This is a genomic window from Tianweitania sediminis (assembly GCF_017813335.1).
In the GTDB taxonomy this organism is placed as follows: domain Bacteria; phylum Pseudomonadota; class Alphaproteobacteria; order Rhizobiales; family Rhizobiaceae; genus Tianweitania; species Tianweitania sediminis.
On sequence record NZ_JAGIYY010000001.1, the window covers coordinates 1,348,357 to 1,368,755 of the forward strand.

A 20,399-nucleotide genomic window follows, 5' to 3' on the forward strand; every position below is an offset into this window, starting at 1 on the left:
AATGTTCGCCAAGCCCGCGACTTGGTCTCGCCCGGGGGATTGACGACAGCGAGCCTCTGAAGGCCGTTTCAACAGATATTCTCGCGCCAGACCAGCCGCTTCAGCTCTTCATCCCGTTTTTGTGCGGGCGGTTTCGAAGGCCTGATACCTTGCCTTTGCATCCACACCCAATACCTCGCTCATCCCAGCCGAAACGAAGCTGACGTAGCGATCCAGAAGATCGGGATCGAGCGGCTTCATTTCCGCGCCATTCTCGCTGAAGCGCATGTAAAGATAGGCGCGTGCCCCCACGAGAATTGCAGTGAGTTCGTCGATTTGACTTTGATCGGGTGCCTTGTCGCCAAGCAGGCGGCGAAACGAACGCGTATAGCCCTGCATGATGATCTCGTTGTGCCGCGCGAACGCTTTCGGCGCGTAATGGCTGGCCTCATACATCGCGCGATAGGCGAACGGGTTCTTCACGAGGTAATCGATGTTGGCGGTGATGCCGCGCCGCTCCATGTCTTCCAGCGTTTCGGCGCCGCGCACGGCCTGCGCGATGGCTGCAAGCATCCCGAGGCTCACCTCCGGTAGGAGAACGTCGAACAGGTCCTGCTGCGATTTGAAGTGGAGATAGAAGGCTCCATGCGCAACGCCGGCCCGCGCTGTCACCCGCGAAATCGAGCAGCCGGCATAACCATGTTCGCCCACCACATGCGCCGCCGCCTCGATCAGCTTTTGGCGCGTTTCGATATTGCGCTGGACCTGTGCCGGGGAAGGCGTACGCCGCCGGCGCTGGAGGCCCTTCGGTGTTTCAAGCTCTCGCCTTATTGCCAACCCGCTTCCCTTCGCGCGTGTTCTTCGGGGACCGAACACTGTCCGGGCAAGATCTGCAATAATGGCGTTTCCGAAGGCATCAAGTGGCGGCTGGGTTTTCCTGTGCAACAAGTTCGGCAATCATGGCCCGAAGCCGGTCTTTGCGCACTTTTCCGGACGTGGTTCGCGGCAGATCGTCCACGTACTCCACACGTTCGGGGTATTTCTGTCGGGCCATCCCCTTGTCTTCAAGAAAGACGGCCAAATCTTTCGTGGTCGGGCGAGCATCCGAAGCGGGGATGATATAAGCGCACACGGTTTCCCCCAGCCGCACATGGGGCATGGACACCACGGCTGCTTCGCGGATTGCCTCGTGCTGATGCAAGGCATCTTCGATTTCCTTGGCCGACAGGTTCTCGCCACCGCGGATAATCAGGTCTTTCTTGCGGCCCGTGACGAGGATGCCGTTCTCATTCACCCGCTTGCCGATATCGCCGGTTCGGAAGAAACCCTTCGGATCGCTTGCCGTTTCGCGGTCGCGCGGATCGGCATAGCCGAGGTAAAGTGACGGACCCCGCACGAGGATTTCACCTTCAGCGCCTTCGGGCACGTCGTCACCGGCCTCGTCCACGAAGCGCACCTCGTAGCCGACGATCTCGCCATCGGTATCAGCGGAAACCTCAGCCGTGTCGGGGCCGCGAAAGCCCAGCGTCACGACAGGAGATTCGGTGGAACCATAGACCCGGAATGCACAGGCCTGGGAGAAGGTCGTGTTGGCGCGGCGGATCAGGGCCGGTGGAACGGCCGCGCCGCCACAAGCAAACGTGGATAGGCTTCGGCACTGCGAGCCCGCCTTTTGCGCCGCAGTGACAAGCTCGGCCAAGAATGGCGTCGCACCAACAGTATAACGGACGCCGTAGCGATCGATCAGCGCCACGGCTTCGTCGGCGTTCCAGCGCTCCATGAACACAGTGCGCGTCCCCATCACCAGCGGCATTTCGATGCCGTTGCCAAACCCAGTGACATGGGTGACGGGCGAAGGCATCAAGCACCAGTCGCCCGGCTTGAGGCTCCAATGGGTAAAGCAGTTGTAGAGCGAGCGGGCCATGGTTTCGTGGCTGTGCAACACGCCTTTCGGCCGGCCAGTTGTGCCGGACGTGTACATGATGAGCTTCACCGCTTCCGGCTTTTGCTCCGGCCAGGGTACCGGGTCTCCGGTAGGCGTCATCATGTCTTCAAAGCGGTGCATGGTCGTTGATGGATCGCCCCGCGCCACGATCACATGCTTGAGATGCGGCAGCTTCGGCCACAAGCGCTCGATCATCTCGGCATGCTGCACGCTGCGGAACTCGGCGGGGATGATCAGCGCCTTTGCTTGGCAGTCGTTGAGGATCATCGCGAGTTCCGCGTCGCGATAGATGGGCACGACCGGATTGATCACGAGGCCCAGAAGCACGCATGCGACATCCACGACAACGGATTCCGTCCAGTTCGGAAGCTGGAAGCTCACCACGTCCCCTTCGCGCAGGCCAAGCGCATGGAGGTGCGATGCAAAGGCTTCGCCCTGATCGAGTGCTTGCTGGGCGGTGAGTTCGTGGGCGCCTTCGACCCAAAGGACCTGATTTGGCGTCTTCGCCACAATCTCCCGCAGGTCCTGCACGATCGTGCGGCCGTTCCAAACACCCGAAGACCGGTTCCGGGCAATCGTTTCGGCATCCGGGAGGACGCCCCAGCGGTTTGGAACAGCCATGGCTGCCTTCTCCGTTCTATCCATCACAGCGCCAGGTATCGATCCACGAGGTCTGGCCGGGCATCGAATTCCGGCCAGCTGCCGGAAAACACCACTTCACCCACATCGAGCAGGTAAAGGCGGTCGGTGGTTTCCCGCGCGAAATCAATGTTCTGCTCGGTGACGATCAGGGAAAGGCCTTCCGTTTGCCGCAGCCGGTTGATGGCGTCGGCGAGCTCGTCCACGATCACGGGTGCCAGCCCTTCGGCCGGCTCGTCGAGCATCAGCAGACGCGGCCGCGATACGATGCCGCGCGCAATCGCCACCATCTGCTGTTGTCCGCCCGACAATTGAAAGCCAAGCCGCTTCAAAAGCGGGCCACACATCGGCAGCATCGCAACCACGTCATTGATCGAGTGCGGAGTGGCACCCGTGGGTGCAGCTCGTCCGCCAATCTCGATGTTCTCTTCGACGGTAAGCTTGGGAAAGATGCGCCGGTCTTCGGGCACAAGCGCCATCCCAAGCCGGGCCCGCTGATGCAGCTGTTCACGCGTCAGGTGTTGGCCAAGGAACGATATCCTGCCGCGCGCCTGTGGACCACCATTGAGCAGTGCTTTCAGGAAGGTGCTTTTGCCAGCGCCATTGCGGCCAAGCAGCGCCACGCTCTCACCGGCCGCGACCTGGAAATCGATGCCGCGGAGGATGTGGCTTTGGCCGTAGAAGGCGTCGAGCTTCGCGACCTCAAGCATGACCGGATTTCCGTCCAAGGTAAATTTCACGAACCAGCGGATCTGCTCGAACGACGTCCGGCTCGCCGCTGACCACCACCTCACCGTAGTGGAGCACGGAAAGCCGCGTGCCCAACTGGAATACCACGCCCATGTCATGCTCGGTCAGCAGCAGGCTGAGTTGGTTGTCGCGCACAATGCGATCAATCAGGTTCACGGCCGCGGCACGATCGGTCGGCGACATGCCGGCCGTGGGTTCGTCCAGCATGAGGATTTTGGGTTTCAGGGCCAGGCTCATCGCGAGTTCCAGCCGCTTGCGGTCGCCATGTGCGAGCACGGCACCCTGCGTGTCCTTCACGGCATAAAGGCCAAGATCCGACAGAAGTCCAAGCGCTTCGTCGATGATGGCTCGTGGCGTCGACAAGGCGAGAAAGCCACCGTTGCGTCCGCAGTTCGCTTCCCGCGCCTCGATCGACACTGCAACATTGTCGAGCGCGGTCATTTCAAGGAACACGCGGGCGACCTGAAAGGAGCGACCCACGCCCTTGCGTACGCGCCGGTAGCCTTTTTGTGTCGAAACATCCTCGTTGCGCAGCGTGATCGTGCCGGATGTCGGGGGGAGTTCGCCGGAAAGAACCTTGAACAAGGTCGACTTGCCCGCGCCATTCGGGCCGATGACCACATGGCGTTCACCTTGCGCCAGATCGAGGTTGACGTTTTTCAGAACCTTGATCGGCCCATAGTTCTTGAACACATCGCGCGCCTGAAGCAGCGTGCTGCCGTGGGCAGGCAGCGCCCCAGCGGCGCGTGACGCTAAGCTGGTCTCGTTATGCAAGGTCATTGGTGGACCTCCGAAGTTGCCACCGGCGTGGCGCCATTGTTCCGTCGGCCGCCGAAACGGTTCCACAAGGTTGACAGCATGCCGAGGATGCCGCCGGGGACCGCCAGCACGACGGCAAGCAAAAGTCCGCCTACGAGAAGATCAGAAACACCGACCATGGTGCGCGTGCCGTAGTCCAGAAAGCCGAACAGGATGGCGCCAACCGCTGGTCCGAGAAAGAAGGCGGATCCGCCAAGCAGGGCGAAAAGGACCGGCATGGTCGACTGAGTCCAAAGGGCCACTTCTGGCGACACGATCTGCGCCCACGGCGCAAACAGCGCACCCGAAAGGGCGGCCATTGTGCCTGAAATCGTAAACGCCTGCAGGCGCTTGGCATCGACGTCAATGCCGAGGAAATCGGCACGGGCAGGATCGGACTTCACTGCCTGCAAGGACCGTCCAAAGCGGTTCGACCACAGCCCCCACATCAAGAGGACCGCCAGCGCGCAGGTGACAATCAGGAAGTAATAGTAATTGTCACCGACGCCGAGAGGGATCGAAACCACGCCAAGGTCGAGCGGCGGGCGCGCGATCCCGGCCAGGCCATCGTTGCGACCGAGAACGGTGGTTTTCGTAATGATGACATGGATGAGGGCGCCGAGCGCAAGCGTGATCACCGCAAAGGAAACGCCGCCGGCGCGACGGAGCGCCAGAAGCGCTGTGACAATTGCGAGCAGAGCACCGGCGGAAACGGCGACAAGCAGGATCAGCAGAAACGGCATCCAGTCTTGATTGATCGTCATGTAGCCGGTGGCATAGGCGCCTACCGCAAAGAACATGGCGTGTCCGAATGACAAAACGCCGGCCTTGGCGAAGGCAAAATTGAAGGCGATCCCGAAGACGATGTTGATCGCGACGATGCCGGCAAGAAAGATGATGCCACGATTGGCAAAGTGGGGCAGTAGCAGCGCCACAACCAACAGCGCTGCCAAGCTGAGGAAGAAAGAAAGCGGGCGAACCGTGGTGATGCTCATGCGGTTGCCTCCTTGCCAAGCAGGCCTTGCGGACGGATCACAAGCACAAGGGCGATGGTGGCGAAGAACAGCACCCCGGGATAGTTCGGCAGATAGGTCGCGCTGACGGCTTCAACAAAGCCGAGGAAGATGGAGGCCACGAAGGCTCCGCGGATCGAGCCCATGCCGCCGATGATCACGACGCCAAATGCCTGCAGGATGTAGATGTGAGCCAGTTCGGGAGACAGGCTCTGGTTGGCGACGAGCAGCCCGCCCGCCAGACCCGCAAGGGCGAAGCCGGCAACCACCGTCGCACGATACACCGCCGAAACGTCGATCCCGACTGCTCGTGCCATCCAGGGGTCGATGGCGATCGCCTGCAGGGTCCTTCCAACGGAGGTGTGGTTCAGAACGCCCTCGAGAAGAAGAAAGACAACGAGGCCGCAGCCGATCACGAACAAGGAAAAGGTTGGCAGGATCGCATCGCCCATGAAGATGGCGTCGAGCAGGCCGTTGGGCGGCGACACGCTGAGATAGTTCAGGCCCCAGACGAGCTTGACGAAGCCGTCGCACACCAGAAGCAGCGCATAGGTGGCGATCAGAACATAAACGCCTTCCACGTTCTGCAGGCGGCGAAACACCACTGCATCAACGCCTACACCCACAACTCCCATTGCGACCGCTGCGACAAGCGCGCCGCCGAGATAGGCATAAAGCGGGATCTCAAAGCCGAAATAATTCAGCACAGTGTAGGCGACATAGGCGCCGATCATGAAGAAGCCGCCATGCGAAAAGTTCAGGACATGGAGAATGCCGAACACGATCGTCAGCCCGGAGGCTACCAGGAACGTGGCCATGGACCAGGTCATCGCATTGAAAAGGATTGTAAGCAGGTCGCCAGTCATCGCCGTATTCGGTTGGTGAGCGCCATTAACTTCCGCCGGACAACAGGCATCCAGCGGAAGAGATTTGAGCAAAAGCCGGATCAGGTTGGCTTGCGCAGTTCCATCTTCTGGCCTGGCATTGCGGGTTCGATCACCGTGTTGCCGTCGACCTTGACGTAATCGGTCACCTTGTAGCCCTTGGGGTCAGATGCGTCCGGCTCGATGTAGATCATCTCGACATCCTTGATGACCTGATTGTCTTCAGCGCGCATGATGCGCTTGCCGGTTGCGGTATCCCATTCCAGCCCCTTGAGGGCGGCGATCACGTCCGCCGTTTCCGTGGATCCCGCCTTCTCGATCGCAGCCTTATAGGCATAAAGGGCCGCATGGGCTTCCGCGACCCAGCCCATCGGCTGCTCGTTGCCCGTCTTCTTGACGTAGTCGGCATAAAGCGCGTCCGAAAGCGGGTTGCCCTTGTTGGTCTCGTAATACCAGTGGATGCCGGTCCAGAAGGACGGCGTCTGCGCCTTCAGCGCTTCGGCGACAATAAACTCGTTTGCAGAGTCCATCAGGATGCGGTCCTCGAACAGCTTGAAGGGCCTCGCCTGCTGGAACAGGGTCACGGAATCCCCGCCATAAGTGGAGTTGTAGATGCCATTGGCGGGCGTACGCGCCGCCTGCGTTACGAAGGTGCGGTAATCGCCGACGCCATAAGGAACGATGATCGGATCCAGGATCTCGACCTCCTTCTTGGCGATCTCGGGGTAGAACTGCAGCAGTCCGTCCATGAACACGGCCCAGGTGGTACGGCCATATTCGTGGTCGGGTACGAGGCCGGTCCAGGTTGTGACGTCGGGATTGCGCTGCGCCAGCAACTGGGCTTCCGCGCGGTTGCGCATATACGGGCTATCGCCGGGGCGGAACACGTGATCGGAATAGTTCTCGTGGTTGAGCTTTTCCGTGCCAGCACCGCAGGTCAGCGCAATGCCGCCTTCCTGCTGCATCAGCGGCCCCATGGCCAGCGCGATGGCAGAGGAGATCGTTCCGAGCTGGAGATGGGCGCCGAGACCCACCAGTTCGCGGGCCGCGGTGGTCGCATCGGCCGGCGCGTTCCGGTCGTCGCGCACTTCAAGCTGGACCTGGCGACCGTTGATACCGCCCGCCGCGTTGATCTGGTCAGCGGCTATCTGTGCCCCGGTCAGAACGAAGTTGCCGATGAATTCTTGCGCGCCCGACAGGGCGGTGAGCACGCCGATCTTAATGGGATCGCTGCCTTGCGCAAAGCTCCGACGCGAGATGAAGGGCGTGGCGAGCGCGGATGCCCCCAGCGCGGTTAGAACTGTGCGTCTGTTGATACTGTTGATCATTGGTCTTCTCCTCCCAGGACGGAAAACGTTCGATGATAAAGGCTCGAGGGGACGGTTGTTTTCAGCGTGCACGCCAAAGCTTCAGCGGCCGGTGAACTTCGGTTGACGCTTGTTGCGGAACGCGTCGACGGCTTCGCGATGGTCTTCGCTGACATTCGACACGATTTCGAGCGCGAGACCCGCTTCAAAGGAGGCGTGCATGGCCGCCTTCAGTTGCAGCGTCGTGGCAATTTTGGTGAAATTGATGGCCTTCAGCGGGCCGGTGGCGAGGCGATCGGCCAGCCCATAGACTTCCGCGTCGAGCTGGTCTTCTGGCACCACCTTGGTGATCAGGCCGATCCGCTCTGCCTCGGTTGCGGTGATCAGGTCGCCTGTCATCAGGTAGTATTTCGCCTTGGCATAGCCGATGTGCTGCGGCCACAAAACAGCGCCGCCGTCGCCGGCAACAAGGCCCATCAGCACATGTGGGTCGCCGATCTTGGCCCGCTCCGATGCGACGATGATGTCGCAGCACAGCATGATGGTGGCGCCGAGGCCGATGGCATGACCATTGACGCGGGCGATCACCGGCTTACCGATGTCGAGCAGACCGTAAACGATGTCGCGGGCTTCCTGAGCGGTCACCTCGAAGGAGGCGGGGTCGTCGATCCCTTCCTGCATCCAGTTGATGTCGCCACCGGCAGAAAAAGCACGTCCGGCACCGGTGATGACGATGATGTCGGCATCCGCGTCATTGCGCAGTTCAGTCACGATGCGCGAAAACTCCGTGTGGAGCTTGGCGTCGGTCGCGTTCAATGCATCTGGTCGATTGAAGGTGACCGTCAGGACGCGGTTCTTGCGCTCGGTTTTCAGCGTTTCGTAGTGATCGTAGCTTTTCATTGTTCCTCCCAAAGCTCCTCCAAGCTCTTCTCGCATCCGCCGGTCAGGCTGGCGGGCGCAGAGCCTCGTAGCGCGCCGTGTAGTAGTCCTCGTCACCGAACAGGCTTTCGCACATCATCAAGCGCTTGAAGTAGCGGCTGATCTTGAGCTCATCGGTCACGCCGATGCCGCCGTGCAACTGCACCGACTGCTGGGCGACATAGCGGGCCGATCGTGCCGTGACCGTTTTGCACAAAGCTATGGCGCGAGCGCGGCGCGGCTGCTTGGCGTCTATGACCGCTTCCACGACACCGGCTGTTTCTTCCGTCGCCAGCAGCATGGAAACGATGCGATGCTGGAGAACCTGGAAGCGATCCAGCGTTTGACCGAACTGCTTGCGCGTTTTCAGGTAATCGGCCGTGACGTCCACAAGGTAGCGCATCGCGCCAAGGGCTTCGGCACAAACGAGGAAGGCGGCGGCATCGAGTGTCTCGTCCACCAGAGCGGCGATGTCGTCGCTGCCCGACAACCTTTCGGCCGACGCATCGGCCAGCGTCAGGCTTGCCGTCGTTCGGCCATCCACGGTTCTATAGATCTTAAGGGTCACGCCTTCAGCGGCCGGATCGATGCGGTAAAGACCGAGGCGGCCATTCGCATCGAGACCCGTGACAAGCAGGGTATCGGCACCCGCAAGGTCGAGCGTGTTCGCCTTTTCCCCGGAAAGCCGCACGTCGGCGCCGTCCTGGCGCGCCCCGGTCGTAACGCTGCGATCAAAGCCCCGCGCCGACTCGTAGTGAGCAAGAACAGCCGTGCTTTCGCCGGCTACAAGCTGCGCCAAAAATGCGTCCGCTTCCGGTGTTTCGAGCCGGGCCAGCAACGGCGCGGCGATGCCGCCAACGCTCAAAACGGGTTCAGCCACAATGCCGCGCCCGACTGCTTCCATGATGCCAGCCATTTCGGCCAGACCGCCACCAGTGCCACCTTTGGCTTCGGGGACCATCACGCCTAGAAAGCCCTGCGCGGCAACTTCCCTGGCGATATCGGGATCGAAGCCCTGCGGATGCGCGCGGCCGGACAGTTCATGGAGATCGTCATAGGCCTGCTCGACCCAGCGCAAAGCATGCTCGCGCAGGAGTGCGGCGTCACTCGATGTTTCGTCGGTGATGTCCATCAGAAGCCGAACCGCGCTTTGGAAACGATGTTGTGCTGGATCTCGTTGGAGCCGCCATAAATCGTCGCGGCGCGCTGAAAGAGGTATTCGGAAAGCAGGGCCGAGGCCTCCGTGGGTTCCGCCTGTTCGCCATTGCTGCCTTCGGGCAAAGGTTCCGGCGACAGCGCCAGGCCCTTGCGTGCAGCTACCCGGGAGCCGAGTTCGGTGATGCTCTGCAGAAGTTCTGAACCGCGGATCTTCATGAGCGAGGCCTCAAAGCCCAGCACCTTGCCTTGAGCGACCCCCTTGAGCTGGCGAGCGCAGAACGCTTCTAGCGTTTGCAACTGGACTTCGGCCTCTGTGAAGGCGCGACGGAAAGCGGATTGCTCAAACAGCGGCTTTCCCGCTTCGAGCGTGTTTTCGGCAACGGTGCGCACCTGGGAAAGAAGGCGGCGCGCCTTTCCGGTTTCCGCAACGATCAGGCGTTCCGTGGCGAGCAGGAACTTGGCGATCTTCCAGCCGTCGCCTTCGTCGCCGACCAGGTTCTCAACGGGCACTTCGACATTGTCGAAGAACACCTCATTGACGTGATGCTTCATGTCGAGGGTGATGATTGGTCGGATCGTGATGCCGGGCGTGTGCATGTCTGCAAGGATGAACGACACGCCCTTCTGCGGCCGGTCTTCCTGGCTGGTGCGCACCAGAAGAAAGATCATATCTGCCCAGTGGGCATAACTCGTCCAAAGCTTCTGCCCGTTCAGGACATAGTGATCGCCCTTGCGCTCGGCACGAAGCTTAAGCCCCGCAAGATCCGAGCCCGCGCTTGGCTCGGAATAACCCTGGCACCAGAATTCAGTGGAATCGATGATCTTGGGCAAGAATCGCTGCTTCTGCGCGTCGGTGCCGTACTCGATGATCACCGGACCGACATAGGCTTGGCCGAACGGCTGCAGGGGTGGGGCGCCAGCTTCGGCCATCGCCTGCTCGAACACGTATCGCTTGAGCGGCGACCAGCCGGCACCACCCGCGTGAACCGGCCAATGGCCGCAGAACCAGCCATGACCGTTGAGGATTTGTTCCCAGCGATAAAGGTCGCTTTTCTCCGGCTCTATGTTCAGCCGAACCTTTTCGGCGATGTCGGCCGGAAGATTGGCTTCCACAAAGCGGATGACGTCCAGGCGGAAGGCCGACAGCTCGGGCAGCGGGTAATCCAAGCGATGCCTCCCAACATCATAATGACTGATGAGTCATCAATCATGAGAGGCTCCGGCTTGTCAAGTGAGGGCAGGGTGCGAAAGGCGTGAGGACAACAGTGCTCTCGCCCGCGAAGGCTGCGAGATCAGCTCGGAAGTCCGCCTTGTGGGGAAACGAGAGCATCGATGATCGGGGCTGCCGCACGGATTCTGCCCGAACGGCAACGCCTGGCTGATCTAGCGCGAGGCTTTGGAGGATGGTCCGGTCGGGCGGGTGATCACTTGCAGAGAGCTGCGCGGCTCTCGGTTGTTCTGGCTGGCGTTTGGGGTGGAAAGCGGACCGCCCTTGGCAACAGCCAAGCAACAACGCTGCCGCAGTCTCACTTCTCAAGTCTTCGTGCGTTCGTCCGGGCTAGGCGCTCGTCACGAGATCGCTCAAGCGGCGTCCGAGTGGGGTGTCCCGGTCTCCGAGGTCAAGCACCACGCTCATGTGGTTGCGCTCGGCAATCGGCAGGATTTCGGCTTGGAGTGCCTGGCTCTTCAAGCGCTGCTGCAAGGCGAGGGCCTGATCGTGAAACGGTGCGGTTTCTTCCACACCATAGGCAAGAATGCGCCGGGCTACGGCGTGCTGCTTCGATGTAAGGGGTGACCAGGCCTCAGCTTCGTCCTGCGTCATCGCCGCTTCATGGCGCAGGAAGCTGTTCGGGATATCCGACAGGTCATAGATTCCGCTGAGGAGAAGGAGACCGCGCAGATCAGGCAAGGTTGGAGCCTTGTCTTCTTCTTCGAAACCGGTTGCAGCGAGATACGAAGACAGATGCGCCCCGGCCGAGTGGCCACTGACCGTCAGGCGCCCTGGGTCAGCGCCGAAGGACTGCGCATTGTTTTGCAACCAGCACAGGGCACGCCGCACCTGATCAACGAGAACGGCAAGCCGCCGGCCGGGCATGAGGTCATATTCAACCAGGGCGCAGATGCCGCCGGCCGCCAAAACCGGAGCGGCGACAAAGCGGTAATCCTCCTTGTTGCCCGACCGCCAATAACCGCCGTGAACGAAGACATGCAGCGGCGCCCCTTCGGTCACTCGATCAGGGAAGATCAGGTCCAGCGTTTCGCGCGGGCGCGGACCATAGGCCACATCCACCCGCATGGTGGCGGTGGCCGACAGGCTGCGGCTGCGCGCGGCGAACTCGGCCGCGATAGCGTCGAAGTCGGGCACAAAGTCCCTGATGCGATAGGGGTCTGTTCCTCGAGTGTCCGCTTCGCCGTTCATCGTCAAAGGTCTACCGCGTAGTATTTTGCTTCCATGAACTCGAGAATGCCGGTGACGCCGCCTTCACGTCCCAACCCGCTCTGCTTGACGCCACCAAAGGGCGCAGCGGGATCGGACATCAGGCCCCGGTTGATGCCGAGCATCCCGCTTTCCAGCGCTTTGCCGACTCGCATCGCGCGTTTCAGGTCGCGTGAATAGATATAGGCTGCAAGACCATATTCAGTGTCGTTGGCGAGCCGGATCGCTTCGTCGTCGGTTTCGAACTTGTACACGGGGGCAACGGGTCCGAAGATCTCCTCGAAGGCAATATCGGCATCGGCCGGAACATTCTCGAGCACCGTGGGCGGGTAGAAATAGCCGCTTCCCGCGAGTGGCGCGCCACCGGTGGTCGCCCGCGCGCCGCGCTGAAGCGCGTTGGTCACGAGCTGATCGATCTTCTGGACCGCTTTCTGGGTGATCATCGGACCACACTGGGTTTCCTTGTCGGTGCCGGGCCCGATCTTCAACGCGGCCATGCGCTTCGTGAGCCCCGCCACGAAGGCATCATGGATCCCGGCCTGGACATAGAAGCGGTTTGCAGCCGTACACGCTTCTCCCGCATTGCGCATCTTGGCGATCATGGCGCCGTCGAGCGCCGCCTCAAGATCGGCGTCATCGAAAACGAGAAAGGGTGCGTTGCCGCCAAGTTCCATCGAGCAGCTTACAACGGTTTTAGCGGCTTCCGCCAAGAGCGTGCGGCCCACGCCCGTAGAACCGGTGAAGGACAGTTTGCGCACCCGGGGATCGGCGAGCATTGCGTTGACCACCGGACCGGGATCGCGAGTGGTCAGGACGTTAACAACGCCGGAGGGAACGCCGGCTTCTTCGCCGAGCCGCGCCATTGCATAAGCCGTGAGCGGGGTTTCGGAAGCCGGTTTCAAGATCACGGTACAACCGGCGGCGAGGGCGGGACCGATCTTCCGGGTGGCCATGGCAGCCGGGAAATTCCAGGGCGTGATCAGCACCGCGATGCCGATGGGCTCGTGGTCCACCAGGATCTTGTGGGAGCCGGAAGGGGTGTGCCGGTATTCGCCAGGGATCCGCGTTGCTTCCTCGGCATACCAGCGGAAGAACTCCGCAGCATAGGAAACCTCGCCGCGCGCGTCGGGCAGGGCTTTGCCGTTTTCGAGCGAAATCAGCATTGCCAGTTCTTCGGCATGCTCCGTCATCAGCTGGAACCAGCGGCGCAGGATCTCCGAGCGCTGGCGCGACGAGGTCGCACGCCATTGCGCAGCGGCTGCATGCGCGGCATCCACGGCGCGCATCGCATCCTCGACGCCGGCATCGGCGACATGGGCCAGCACTTCGCCGGTTGACGGGTTGACGACGGGAATGCCTGTGCCTTCTTCCCATTGGCCATTGATGTATAGGCCCTGAGCGTGAACGGCCGGGTCGGCAAAGCTGCGAGAGTTCAAGGTCTGGAGCATGGAACGCGTCCTTTGGGGGTCAGTGAAGGGCGGCGATGTCGCCGGAATAGGCGGCGGTTACGAGCCGGGTCATGTCTTGGAGCGGGAGCGGGCGCGGATTGTTCTGGATCAGGCGGGCAATGCCGCAGCTTTGTTCGGCAACCCAAGTGATGCGGTCTTCCGCAAGCCCTAGCTCGCTGAGCGTCACCGGTATGCCAATGCGCTTGAACAAAGCGGCTATGGCCGGAACAACGGCTTCCCCGCTGGTGAGACCTGTAGCGTGAGCAATTTGATCCAGCTCCGACTCGATGGCTGGACGGTTCCAGGTCATGACATAGGGCATGAGACAGGCAACGCCCGATCCATGCGCGGTGTGGGTGAGGGCGCCGACCGGATACTGAATGGCGTGTGCAGCCGCCGTTCCGGCAACGCCGAATGCCAGGCCCGCCAATGTCGCGCCCATCATGACCTGCTCGCGTGCAGCGATGTCAGCGCCGTTGGTGCAGGCCGCTTCCAGCCCGTTCCAAAGAAGTTCAATGGCGCGCAGTGCGAAGTGGTCCGAGATCGCGTTCTTGCCCACGAAAACTCGATCCTGAGCGATGCCCGGCACCGCCTCGCGACGGATCGCGGTGAAGGCTTCAATGGCGTGGGTCAAGGCGTCCGCGCCAGCGATCGCGGTCAAGCTACGCGGGCATGTGACTGTCAGGTCTGGATCGCAGATGGAAACGGTTGGTATGAGGTGAGGGCTGGAGATCCCGACCTTCAGGCTCCTTTCGGAATCGGAAAGAACGGCAACGGGCGTCACTTCCGAGCCGGTACCAGCCGTGGTCGGTATGGCGATCAGCGGAACAACAGGACCGGGTACGTTGTACTCGCCATAATAGTCCTGGGGTCGCCCGCCATGGCGCAGGAGAACGGCGAGGCACTTCGCCATATCGAGGCAGGATCCGCCGCCAATCCCCACAACAAGATCAGGTTTGAAGGCGCTAGCGGCGGCGGCACTGGCCGCGGCAGACTCAACGGGAACATCGGGCAAGGTCGAGCTGTCAACCTGAACCTGCAAACCGGCGTCCCGCAGCTTTCCGACCATGTCCTGAAAGTCCAGATCGCCGGACAAACGGTTGTCGGTCACCACCAATGCGCGCTTGCCCAAGCCCGCCGCGACTCGTCCGAGCGAGTGCCGCTGGCCTGATCCGAAGATCAGCTCCCGGGGTGCTCTGAGCGTCCCAAACAAATCCATTTCCACCCCTTCTACCCTCATCGGACGCAGCCTCTGCTCGCCCGAGCGGACGGCACTGCTGCGGGACCCTATATCAGATCCTATACGATATTGTATTTGACATCTGATAGGGATTTTGCAACTTCTTTTCGTGGGCACTGGGGCGGGGAGGTTCGGCGCTGTGAGTTTGGCTACGGCAAAGCGAGACGCGAGGCAGGTGCTCCTGCGGCCAAGCAGTGTCGTTGAGGCTGTTTACGACAGTATCTATCACCGGCTCATGGCGCTGGAGATTGCGCCCGGTTCGCGCATCCCGATCGACGTGCTGGCTCGCGAAATCGGTGTGTCACAAACACCGGTGCGCGAAGCTCTGACCCGACTGGAGCGGGAAGGGCTGGTCCGCAAGGAGCACCTGATTGGCTACAGCGCAGCGCCGCAATGGACGCGCAAGCAGTTCGAAGATCTTTACGCGTTTCGTTTGTTGCTGGAACCGGAAGGCGCAAGGCTCGCGGCTCAGAACATGACGCCCACCGCCCTCCGTGACCTAGAAGCGGTTGCCGCCGACATGGAGCACGGGGAGGGGCCGGTTGACCGGACAACCCGCTATTCGCGTTTCGCGCGGGCCGATGCCCATTTCCACGACGAAATTCTGAAAATCGCGGGAAACGAGGTTATCCGCAGCACGCTTTCGGGCCAACATGTCCATCTGCATATCTTCCGGCTGATGTTCAACACGCGCGTCACCCAAGAAGCGCTGGAAGAGCATGAAAGCCTCCTCGATGCGTTTCGCGCCGGTGATCCTCGGGCAGCCATGGATGCCATGCGGGAACATGTCGAACGCTCGCGCGATCGACTTCTGATGGCTTTCGAATGACCGTGCAGGCTCTTGCCCATGCGCCATCCGGCGCAGCGCCGCTTGCGATGCGTGCCGAAGGTCTGTGCAAGGCTTATGGCGCCATCACAGTGCTGTCTGACATCAGCTTGGACATCGAGGCAGGCGAGGTTCACGCGGTCATAGGCGAGAACGGCGCGGGCAAGTCCACGTTGATGAAGCTTCTGTCGGGTCATGTGGCGCCAACTGATGGGCGCCTGTTCATGGAGAATGGATCGGTCGCCTTTGCAGAAGCCACGGAAGCAGAACACGCCGGCGTGGTTCTGGTTCACCAGGAGATCCTTCTGGCAGCCGATCTGACCGTAGCGCAAAATCTCTTTCTTGGGCGGGAGTTGACGCGCGGCTTCATGGTCGATGACAAGACCATGAACCGACGCACCGCGGCGTTGCTCGCCCGTGTCGGATCAGTTGCCCGGCCCACGGACCGCGTGGGGGACTTGCCGTTGGCGCAGCGCCAGCTTGTCCAGATCGCGCGAGCGCTGCTTGAAGATCGCAAGATCATCATCCTGGACGAGCCGACGGCGGTTCTAGCCAATGACGAAGTTGCGGCCCTCCTCGAAATCGTCCGAAGCCTGCGCGAGCAGGGCGTTGGCATCCTTTACATCTCGCATCGCCTGAACGAGGTGCAGGCGCTCGCCGACCGCATCACCGTTCTGCGCGACGGGCGCATGGTGGGAACTTGGCCGGCAAGTGAACTCAGCCAGCGCCGCATGGCGGAACTGATGGTGGGTCGCGAACTGAGCATGCTTTATCCTGAGAAGCGCCCGGTGGTTGCTGGTGAGCCGGTGCTTTCGGTGACGGACCTCGTGGTTGATGACGGTGTGTCGCAGGGATCTTTCAGTCTCAGGGCGGGTGAGGTTCTGGGGATCGGGGGGATGATCGGCTCCGGCCGCACCGAACTGATCGAGGGCCTCCTTGGCTTGCGGCCTTCGCACGCCAGGCGCGTTGAGGTGAATGGGCGCGAAATCGTCCACCGGTCGGTCAGGAGCCTGATGGCGGCAGGCTTGGCCTACCTTACCGAAGATCGCAAAGGGAAGGGCCTGCTTGTTGATGCTTCGCTGGCCCCGAACCTGACCCTGCAGGCGCTGGATGGGGTCAACCCCGGCGTTGTCCTGCAACAGCGCCGCGAAGTGGCTGAGCTGAAGAAGGCCGTGTCAGACTACGACATCCGGGTGCGCTCCCTCACCTTGGATGCCGGCAAGCTTTCGGGCGGCAACCAGCAGAAGCTGCTTTTGGCCAAGATCATGATGTCCAGCCCGTCGATCATCATCATCGACGAGCCGACGCGCGGGATCGACATCGGCAACAAGAGCCAGATCTACGGCTTCATTGACGCAATGGTTCGTGCCGGCAAAGCCTGCATCATCATCTCGTCGGAAATGCCCGAACTGGTGGGACTTTCAGATCGCGTGCTGGTGATGCGCGAAGGGCGGTTCGTGGCCGAACTCACCGGAGCCGAGATCAACGAAGAGAATGTCGCCTATGCCGCCACAACTGGCCGGCACACAGCGGCGGCAGGAGAAGCCTGATGACAATGACAGCTGTCGCGCCGGCAACGCCTGCTACCGGAAGCCGTATTCGCTGGGCGGATTTTGCCCCCTTCATCGCGCTTGCCTTGATCATCCTTATCGGAACGCTGATCAATTCGAACTTCGCTTCCCATGCGAACCTGATGAATGTGATCACCCGCAGCGCGTTTGTCGCCATCATTGCCATTGGCGCGACCTTTGTGATCGCCGCTGGAGGCCTGGACCTTTCGGTTGGCTCAATGATGGCTTTCGTCACGGGCATCATGATCATGGCCATGAACGGCTTGGCGCCTGCTTATGGCGATTGGGCCATCGCCATGGGGGCGGGCGTCGCGCTTGTGGTGGGCGGATTGTGCGGCCTGTTCAATGGCCTCATCGTCACTGTTGGTCGGATCGAACCGTTCATCGTGACGCTCGGAACCATGGGCATCTTCCGCGCCTTCATCACCTTCATGACCGATGGTGGATCGCTGCCGCTCGACCGCAGTTTGCGCGATGCCTACCGACCCGTTTATTTCGGCAGCTTTTTCGGGATCCCTTATCCCGTACTGATCACGCTCGTGGTCGTGCTGCTCGGCGCTTTCCTTCTTTACAAGACGAAATACGGTCGCCGCGTGACGTCGGTGGGTTCGAACGCCGAGGTGGCCCGGTTTTCGGGTGTCAGCGTGGGTCGGGTAAGGACGCTGACCTACGTCATCCAGGGGCTTTGCGTCGCCGTTGCCGCCATCTGCTACGTGCCGCGGCTGGGTGCAGCCACGCCGACCACCGGCCAGCTTTGGGAACTGCAGGTCATCACCGCAGTCGTGATCGGCGGCACGTTGCTGCGCGGCGGCAAGGGCCGGATCTGGGGCACCGTGGCCGGCGCGCTGATCCTGGAAATCATCGCCAACGTGATGGTGCTGTCGGACCTCGTTTCGGAATACCTCGTGGCTGCCGTCCAGGGCGCGATCATCATCATCGCCATGCTTGCGCATCGCTTTACCAGCAGCCGCTGAGAGGGCGGCTGTTTTTCATAACGGAGGAGAAGAACCATGACACTGAACTGCCTGAAAAAACGCATGCTCCTGTCGGCTGCGGCAATTGCCGTTGCCATGCCCTTGAGCGCTGGACATGCTCAGGAACGCGACGTGAAGATCGCAGTTTCCATCCCTGCTGCCACCCACGGTTGGACTGGTGGCGTGGTTTACCATGCCGAGCAGGCGGAGAAGGAAGTCGAAGCCGCATTCCCGAACATCGACGTCATCGTTTCCACGGCCTCTTCGGCCTCGGCACAGGTGTCTTCGCTTGAAGATCTTTCGGCAACGCAGGACCTCGACGCACTGGTGATCCTGCCGTTCACGTCGGAAGAACTCACCGGGCCCGTGGAGCAGGTGAAGGCCAAGGGCACCTTCGTCGCCGTGGTGGACCGCGGCCTCACCGATCCGTCGGTGCAGGACCTTTATGTCGCCGGCGACAACATCGCCGTTGGCGCTAACACCGCCACCTGGCTTTCGGAGAAACTGGGCGGCGAGGGCGAGATCGTGGTTCTTCGCGGCATCCCCACCGTGATCGACGACGAACGCATCAAGGGCTTCTCGGATGTGATCGCCAAGTCCAACATCAAGATTCTCGACATCCAGTATGCGAACTGGAATCAGGACGAAGCCTTTCAGTTGATGCAGGATTACCTTGCGAAGTATCCGAAGATCGACGCTGTTTGGGCCAACGACGACGACATGCTGCTCGGGGTGATCGAAGCCGTGGAGCAGGCTGGCCGCAGCGACATCAAGTACATGCTCGGCGGCAATGGCATGAAGCAGGTCATCGAGATGGTGAAGGAAGGCGACGAGCGCACGCCGATCTCCACCCCTTATCCGCCGTCCATGATCAAGTCGGCCGTTTACATGGTTGCGGGCCAGTTTAACGGACAGGCCCCGATGCGCGGTTCGTTCCTTCTGGATGCACCGCTGATCACACCGGAAAACGCCGACCAGTTCTATTTCCCAGACTCGCCATTCTGATCAACGAGAAGGTGTCCCTTTAACGGGGCACCTTTCATCGCAGCACACAACAGGAGACCACCATGAGCGGCAAGAAGATCCTCATGCTGACCGGTGAATTCACCGAGGAATACGAAATCTTTGTTTTCCAGCAGGGGATGGAGGCAGTCGGTCATACCGTTCACGTCGTTTGCCCTGACAAGAACGCGGGCGATCGCATCAAGACGTCCCTGCACGATTTCGAGGGCGACCAGACCTACACGGAAAAGCTCGGCCACTACGCTGACATCAACAAGACCTTTTCCGAGATCAACATCGAGGAATATGACGCGATCTATGCGGCTGGCGGCCGCGGGCCTGAATACATCCGCACGGACAAGCGGATCCAGGGCTTCGTTCGCTATTTCCATGAGAGCGGCAAGCCCATCTTCACGATCTGCCACGGCGTGCAGATCCTGATGGCAGTTCCCGGCGTGTTGAAGGGTCGCAAGGTTGCAGGACTTGGCGCCTGCGAGCCGGAAGTCACCGCGGTGGGCGGCATCTATGTCGATGTGAGCCCGACCGAAGCCTATGTGGACGGCAACATGGTTTCCGCAAAAGGCTGGACTGCGCTTGCTGCCTTCATGCGCGAATGCATGAATGTACTCGGCACGAAGATCACCCACAGCTGATCTATGTCGGCAGGAGGCGCAGCAATCGAGCCGCGCTTCCGGCCGCACTCTCGCGGAGCGGCCGGTTTAGATACCTGAGCAGGCTACATCAGGGTCGACGTAGTCTCCCCGGCGGGCCGCTCAGGACTGCGCCAAACACCTATAAGTATCTCGGCCGCGCAGATGGCGCTTGGCAGGTCAGGAAGAACGAGGACCTCGACAAGCCGCGGCGTCGGCGCATGGGTCTGGCCGAAGCAGAAATCTTTAGCTTTTGACACGCTGAATCAGGGACGTCTGCAAACCGGCTGCAGACTCAGGTGCCGCAGAAGAAGCGAAGAGCAAATCCCACAAAGACAAAAGTCTAAATGGCGCGTCCGAAGAGATTCTAATACCTGACCCCCAGATTCGTAGTCTGAAGTAAGGTGCCCAAGTTTAGCATGTCGAGCGGCAGCTTTGCGCCCTTATCGGACGTGCAGCCGCGCTCGATTCTGCCTGAAAGCGGGCGTTTGAGTTAGCGCTGATGTCGGTCAGCTTCGCGTCCTCATTTCAGCTGTTTAGGCAGCATTGGCAGGTTGTTCTTCAGTTCGGCCGCTGATTTCACCTCGTGCGTCCAACGACCCGCCAAGGATTCCCCAGGTCCAAACCACCGCACGAGATAGATGCGCTGTTGTGAGGCATCAGGATGACTTCTGTAGCGCTCGTGCAGTTGCGCGGATGCTGCTGTGAAGAGTTCACGATGCGATTGGCCTTTGACCTCGACAACAGCAGGCGTCGCGCTCCATCGATCATCGCTGTGGCGGTAATGCGCCCGCCTTTTGCTAGCGGTCGCGTCCAAAACCTGCAACTGCATCTACCGTGTCATCTGGTAAAACGCATTT

18 protein-coding genes and 1 pseudogene are annotated in these 20,399 nt (G+C 61.0%); 5 read left to right on the forward strand and 14 right to left on the reverse strand.

Annotated features, from left to right (window positions below; genetic code table 11):
* Positions 1–108 precede the first annotated feature (108 nt).
* The 13 genes and pseudogenes from J5Y06_RS06545 to J5Y06_RS06605 form a co-directional block, all read right to left on the reverse strand.
* Positions 109–816 carry a TetR/AcrR family transcriptional regulator gene (locus tag J5Y06_RS06545; protein WP_209334209.1) on the reverse strand — a complete coding sequence of 236 codons (708 nt, stop codon included), beginning with the start codon at positions 814–816 and terminating at the stop codon, positions 109–111.
* 79 nt (positions 817–895) lie between these two features.
* On the reverse strand, positions 896–2,545 hold the full coding sequence (locus J5Y06_RS06550; RefSeq protein ID WP_209334210.1) for an AMP-binding protein: 1,650 nt from the start codon (positions 2,543–2,545) through the stop codon (positions 896–898).
* Between the two features lie 23 nt (positions 2,546–2,568).
* On the reverse strand, positions 2,569–3,273 hold the full coding sequence (locus J5Y06_RS06555; RefSeq protein WP_209334211.1) for an ABC transporter ATP-binding protein: 705 nt from the start codon (positions 3,271–3,273) through the stop codon (positions 2,569–2,571).
* Positions 3,266–3,964 (reverse strand): annotated as a pseudogene (locus J5Y06_RS06560) (ABC transporter ATP-binding protein); the annotation flags it as partial. The gene J5Y06_RS06555 and the pseudogene J5Y06_RS06560, both read right to left, overlap by 8 nt.
* Before the next feature lie 125 nt (positions 3,965–4,089).
* A complete protein-coding gene (locus J5Y06_RS06565; protein WP_209334213.1) occupies positions 4,090–5,106 on the reverse strand; it encodes a branched-chain amino acid ABC transporter permease in 1,017 nt (338 codons plus the stop codon).
* Positions 5,103–5,990, reverse strand: coding sequence for a branched-chain amino acid ABC transporter permease (locus tag J5Y06_RS06570; protein ID WP_209334214.1), 888 nt, complete (start codon positions 5,988–5,990; stop codon positions 5,103–5,105). Before J5Y06_RS06570 ends, J5Y06_RS06565 begins: the two co-directional genes overlap by 4 nt.
* Positions 5,991–6,070: 80 nt before the next feature.
* A complete protein-coding gene (locus J5Y06_RS06575; RefSeq protein WP_209334215.1) occupies positions 6,071–7,336 on the reverse strand; it encodes an ABC transporter substrate-binding protein in 1,266 nt (421 codons plus the stop codon).
* 81 nt (positions 7,337–7,417) lie between these two features.
* On the reverse strand, positions 7,418–8,215 hold the full coding sequence (locus J5Y06_RS06580) for an enoyl-CoA hydratase/isomerase family protein (protein ID WP_209334216.1): 798 nt from the start codon (positions 8,213–8,215) through the stop codon (positions 7,418–7,420).
* Between the two features lie 43 nt (positions 8,216–8,258).
* Positions 8,259–9,365 (reverse strand): acyl-CoA dehydrogenase family protein, encoded by a 1,107-nt coding sequence (locus J5Y06_RS06585; protein ID WP_209334217.1) that lies wholly within the window; start codon positions 9,363–9,365, stop codon positions 8,259–8,261.
* Complete coding sequence (locus J5Y06_RS06590) at positions 9,365–10,558, reverse strand: acyl-CoA dehydrogenase family protein (RefSeq protein ID WP_209334218.1); 1,194 nt, start codon at positions 10,556–10,558, stop codon at positions 9,365–9,367. The genes J5Y06_RS06585 and J5Y06_RS06590 overlap by 1 nt, the downstream gene beginning before the upstream one ends.
* Positions 10,559–10,949: 391 nt before the next feature.
* Positions 10,950–11,810 (reverse strand): alpha/beta hydrolase, encoded by an 861-nt coding sequence (locus J5Y06_RS06595; protein WP_209334219.1) that lies wholly within the window; start codon positions 11,808–11,810, stop codon positions 10,950–10,952.
* A gap of 2 nt (positions 11,811–11,812) precedes the next feature.
* Positions 11,813–13,276, reverse strand: a complete 1,464-nt coding sequence (locus J5Y06_RS06600) for an NAD-dependent succinate-semialdehyde dehydrogenase (RefSeq protein ID WP_209334220.1) — start codon at positions 13,274–13,276, stop codon at positions 11,813–11,815.
* 19 nt (positions 13,277–13,295) lie between these two features.
* The gene (locus J5Y06_RS06605) at positions 13,296–14,495 is read right to left on the reverse strand and encodes an iron-containing alcohol dehydrogenase (RefSeq protein ID WP_209334221.1); all 1,200 of its coding nucleotides are present in this window, start codon (positions 14,493–14,495) and stop codon (positions 13,296–13,298) included.
* 256 nt (positions 14,496–14,751) lie between these two features.
* Here J5Y06_RS06605 and J5Y06_RS06610 point away from each other — a divergent pair, with 256 nt between their 5' ends.
* The 5 genes from J5Y06_RS06610 (at position 14,752) to J5Y06_RS06630 (ending at position 19,542) form a co-directional block, all read left to right on the forward strand.
* A complete protein-coding gene (locus tag J5Y06_RS06610; protein WP_245247687.1) occupies positions 14,752–15,345 on the forward strand; it encodes a GntR family transcriptional regulator in 594 nt (197 codons plus the stop codon).
* Positions 15,342–16,892: a sugar ABC transporter ATP-binding protein gene (locus J5Y06_RS06615; protein WP_209334222.1), complete on the forward strand. Its 1,551-nt coding sequence runs from the start codon at positions 15,342–15,344 to the stop codon at positions 16,890–16,892. The genes J5Y06_RS06610 and J5Y06_RS06615 overlap by 4 nt, the downstream gene beginning before the upstream one ends.
* Positions 16,892–17,887 carry an ABC transporter permease gene (locus J5Y06_RS06620; RefSeq protein WP_209334223.1) on the forward strand — a complete coding sequence of 332 codons (996 nt, stop codon included), beginning with the start codon at positions 16,892–16,894 and terminating at the stop codon, positions 17,885–17,887. The genes J5Y06_RS06615 and J5Y06_RS06620 overlap by 1 nt, the downstream gene beginning before the upstream one ends.
* 36 nt (positions 17,888–17,923) lie before the next feature.
* Positions 17,924–18,892 (forward strand): substrate-binding domain-containing protein, encoded by a 969-nt coding sequence (locus tag J5Y06_RS06625; protein WP_209334224.1) that lies wholly within the window; start codon positions 17,924–17,926, stop codon positions 18,890–18,892.
* Positions 18,893–18,954: 62 nt separating this feature from the next.
* A complete protein-coding gene (locus J5Y06_RS06630) occupies positions 18,955–19,542 on the forward strand; it encodes a DJ-1/PfpI family protein (RefSeq protein WP_209334225.1) in 588 nt (195 codons plus the stop codon).
* Between the two features lie 520 nt (positions 19,543–20,062).
* Here the strand turns inward: J5Y06_RS06630 and J5Y06_RS06635 are convergent.
* Positions 20,063–20,371 carry a hypothetical protein gene (locus tag J5Y06_RS06635; RefSeq protein WP_209334226.1) on the reverse strand — a complete coding sequence of 103 codons (309 nt, stop codon included), beginning with the start codon at positions 20,369–20,371 and terminating at the stop codon, positions 20,063–20,065.
* Between the last annotated feature and the right edge of the window lie 28 nt (positions 20,372–20,399).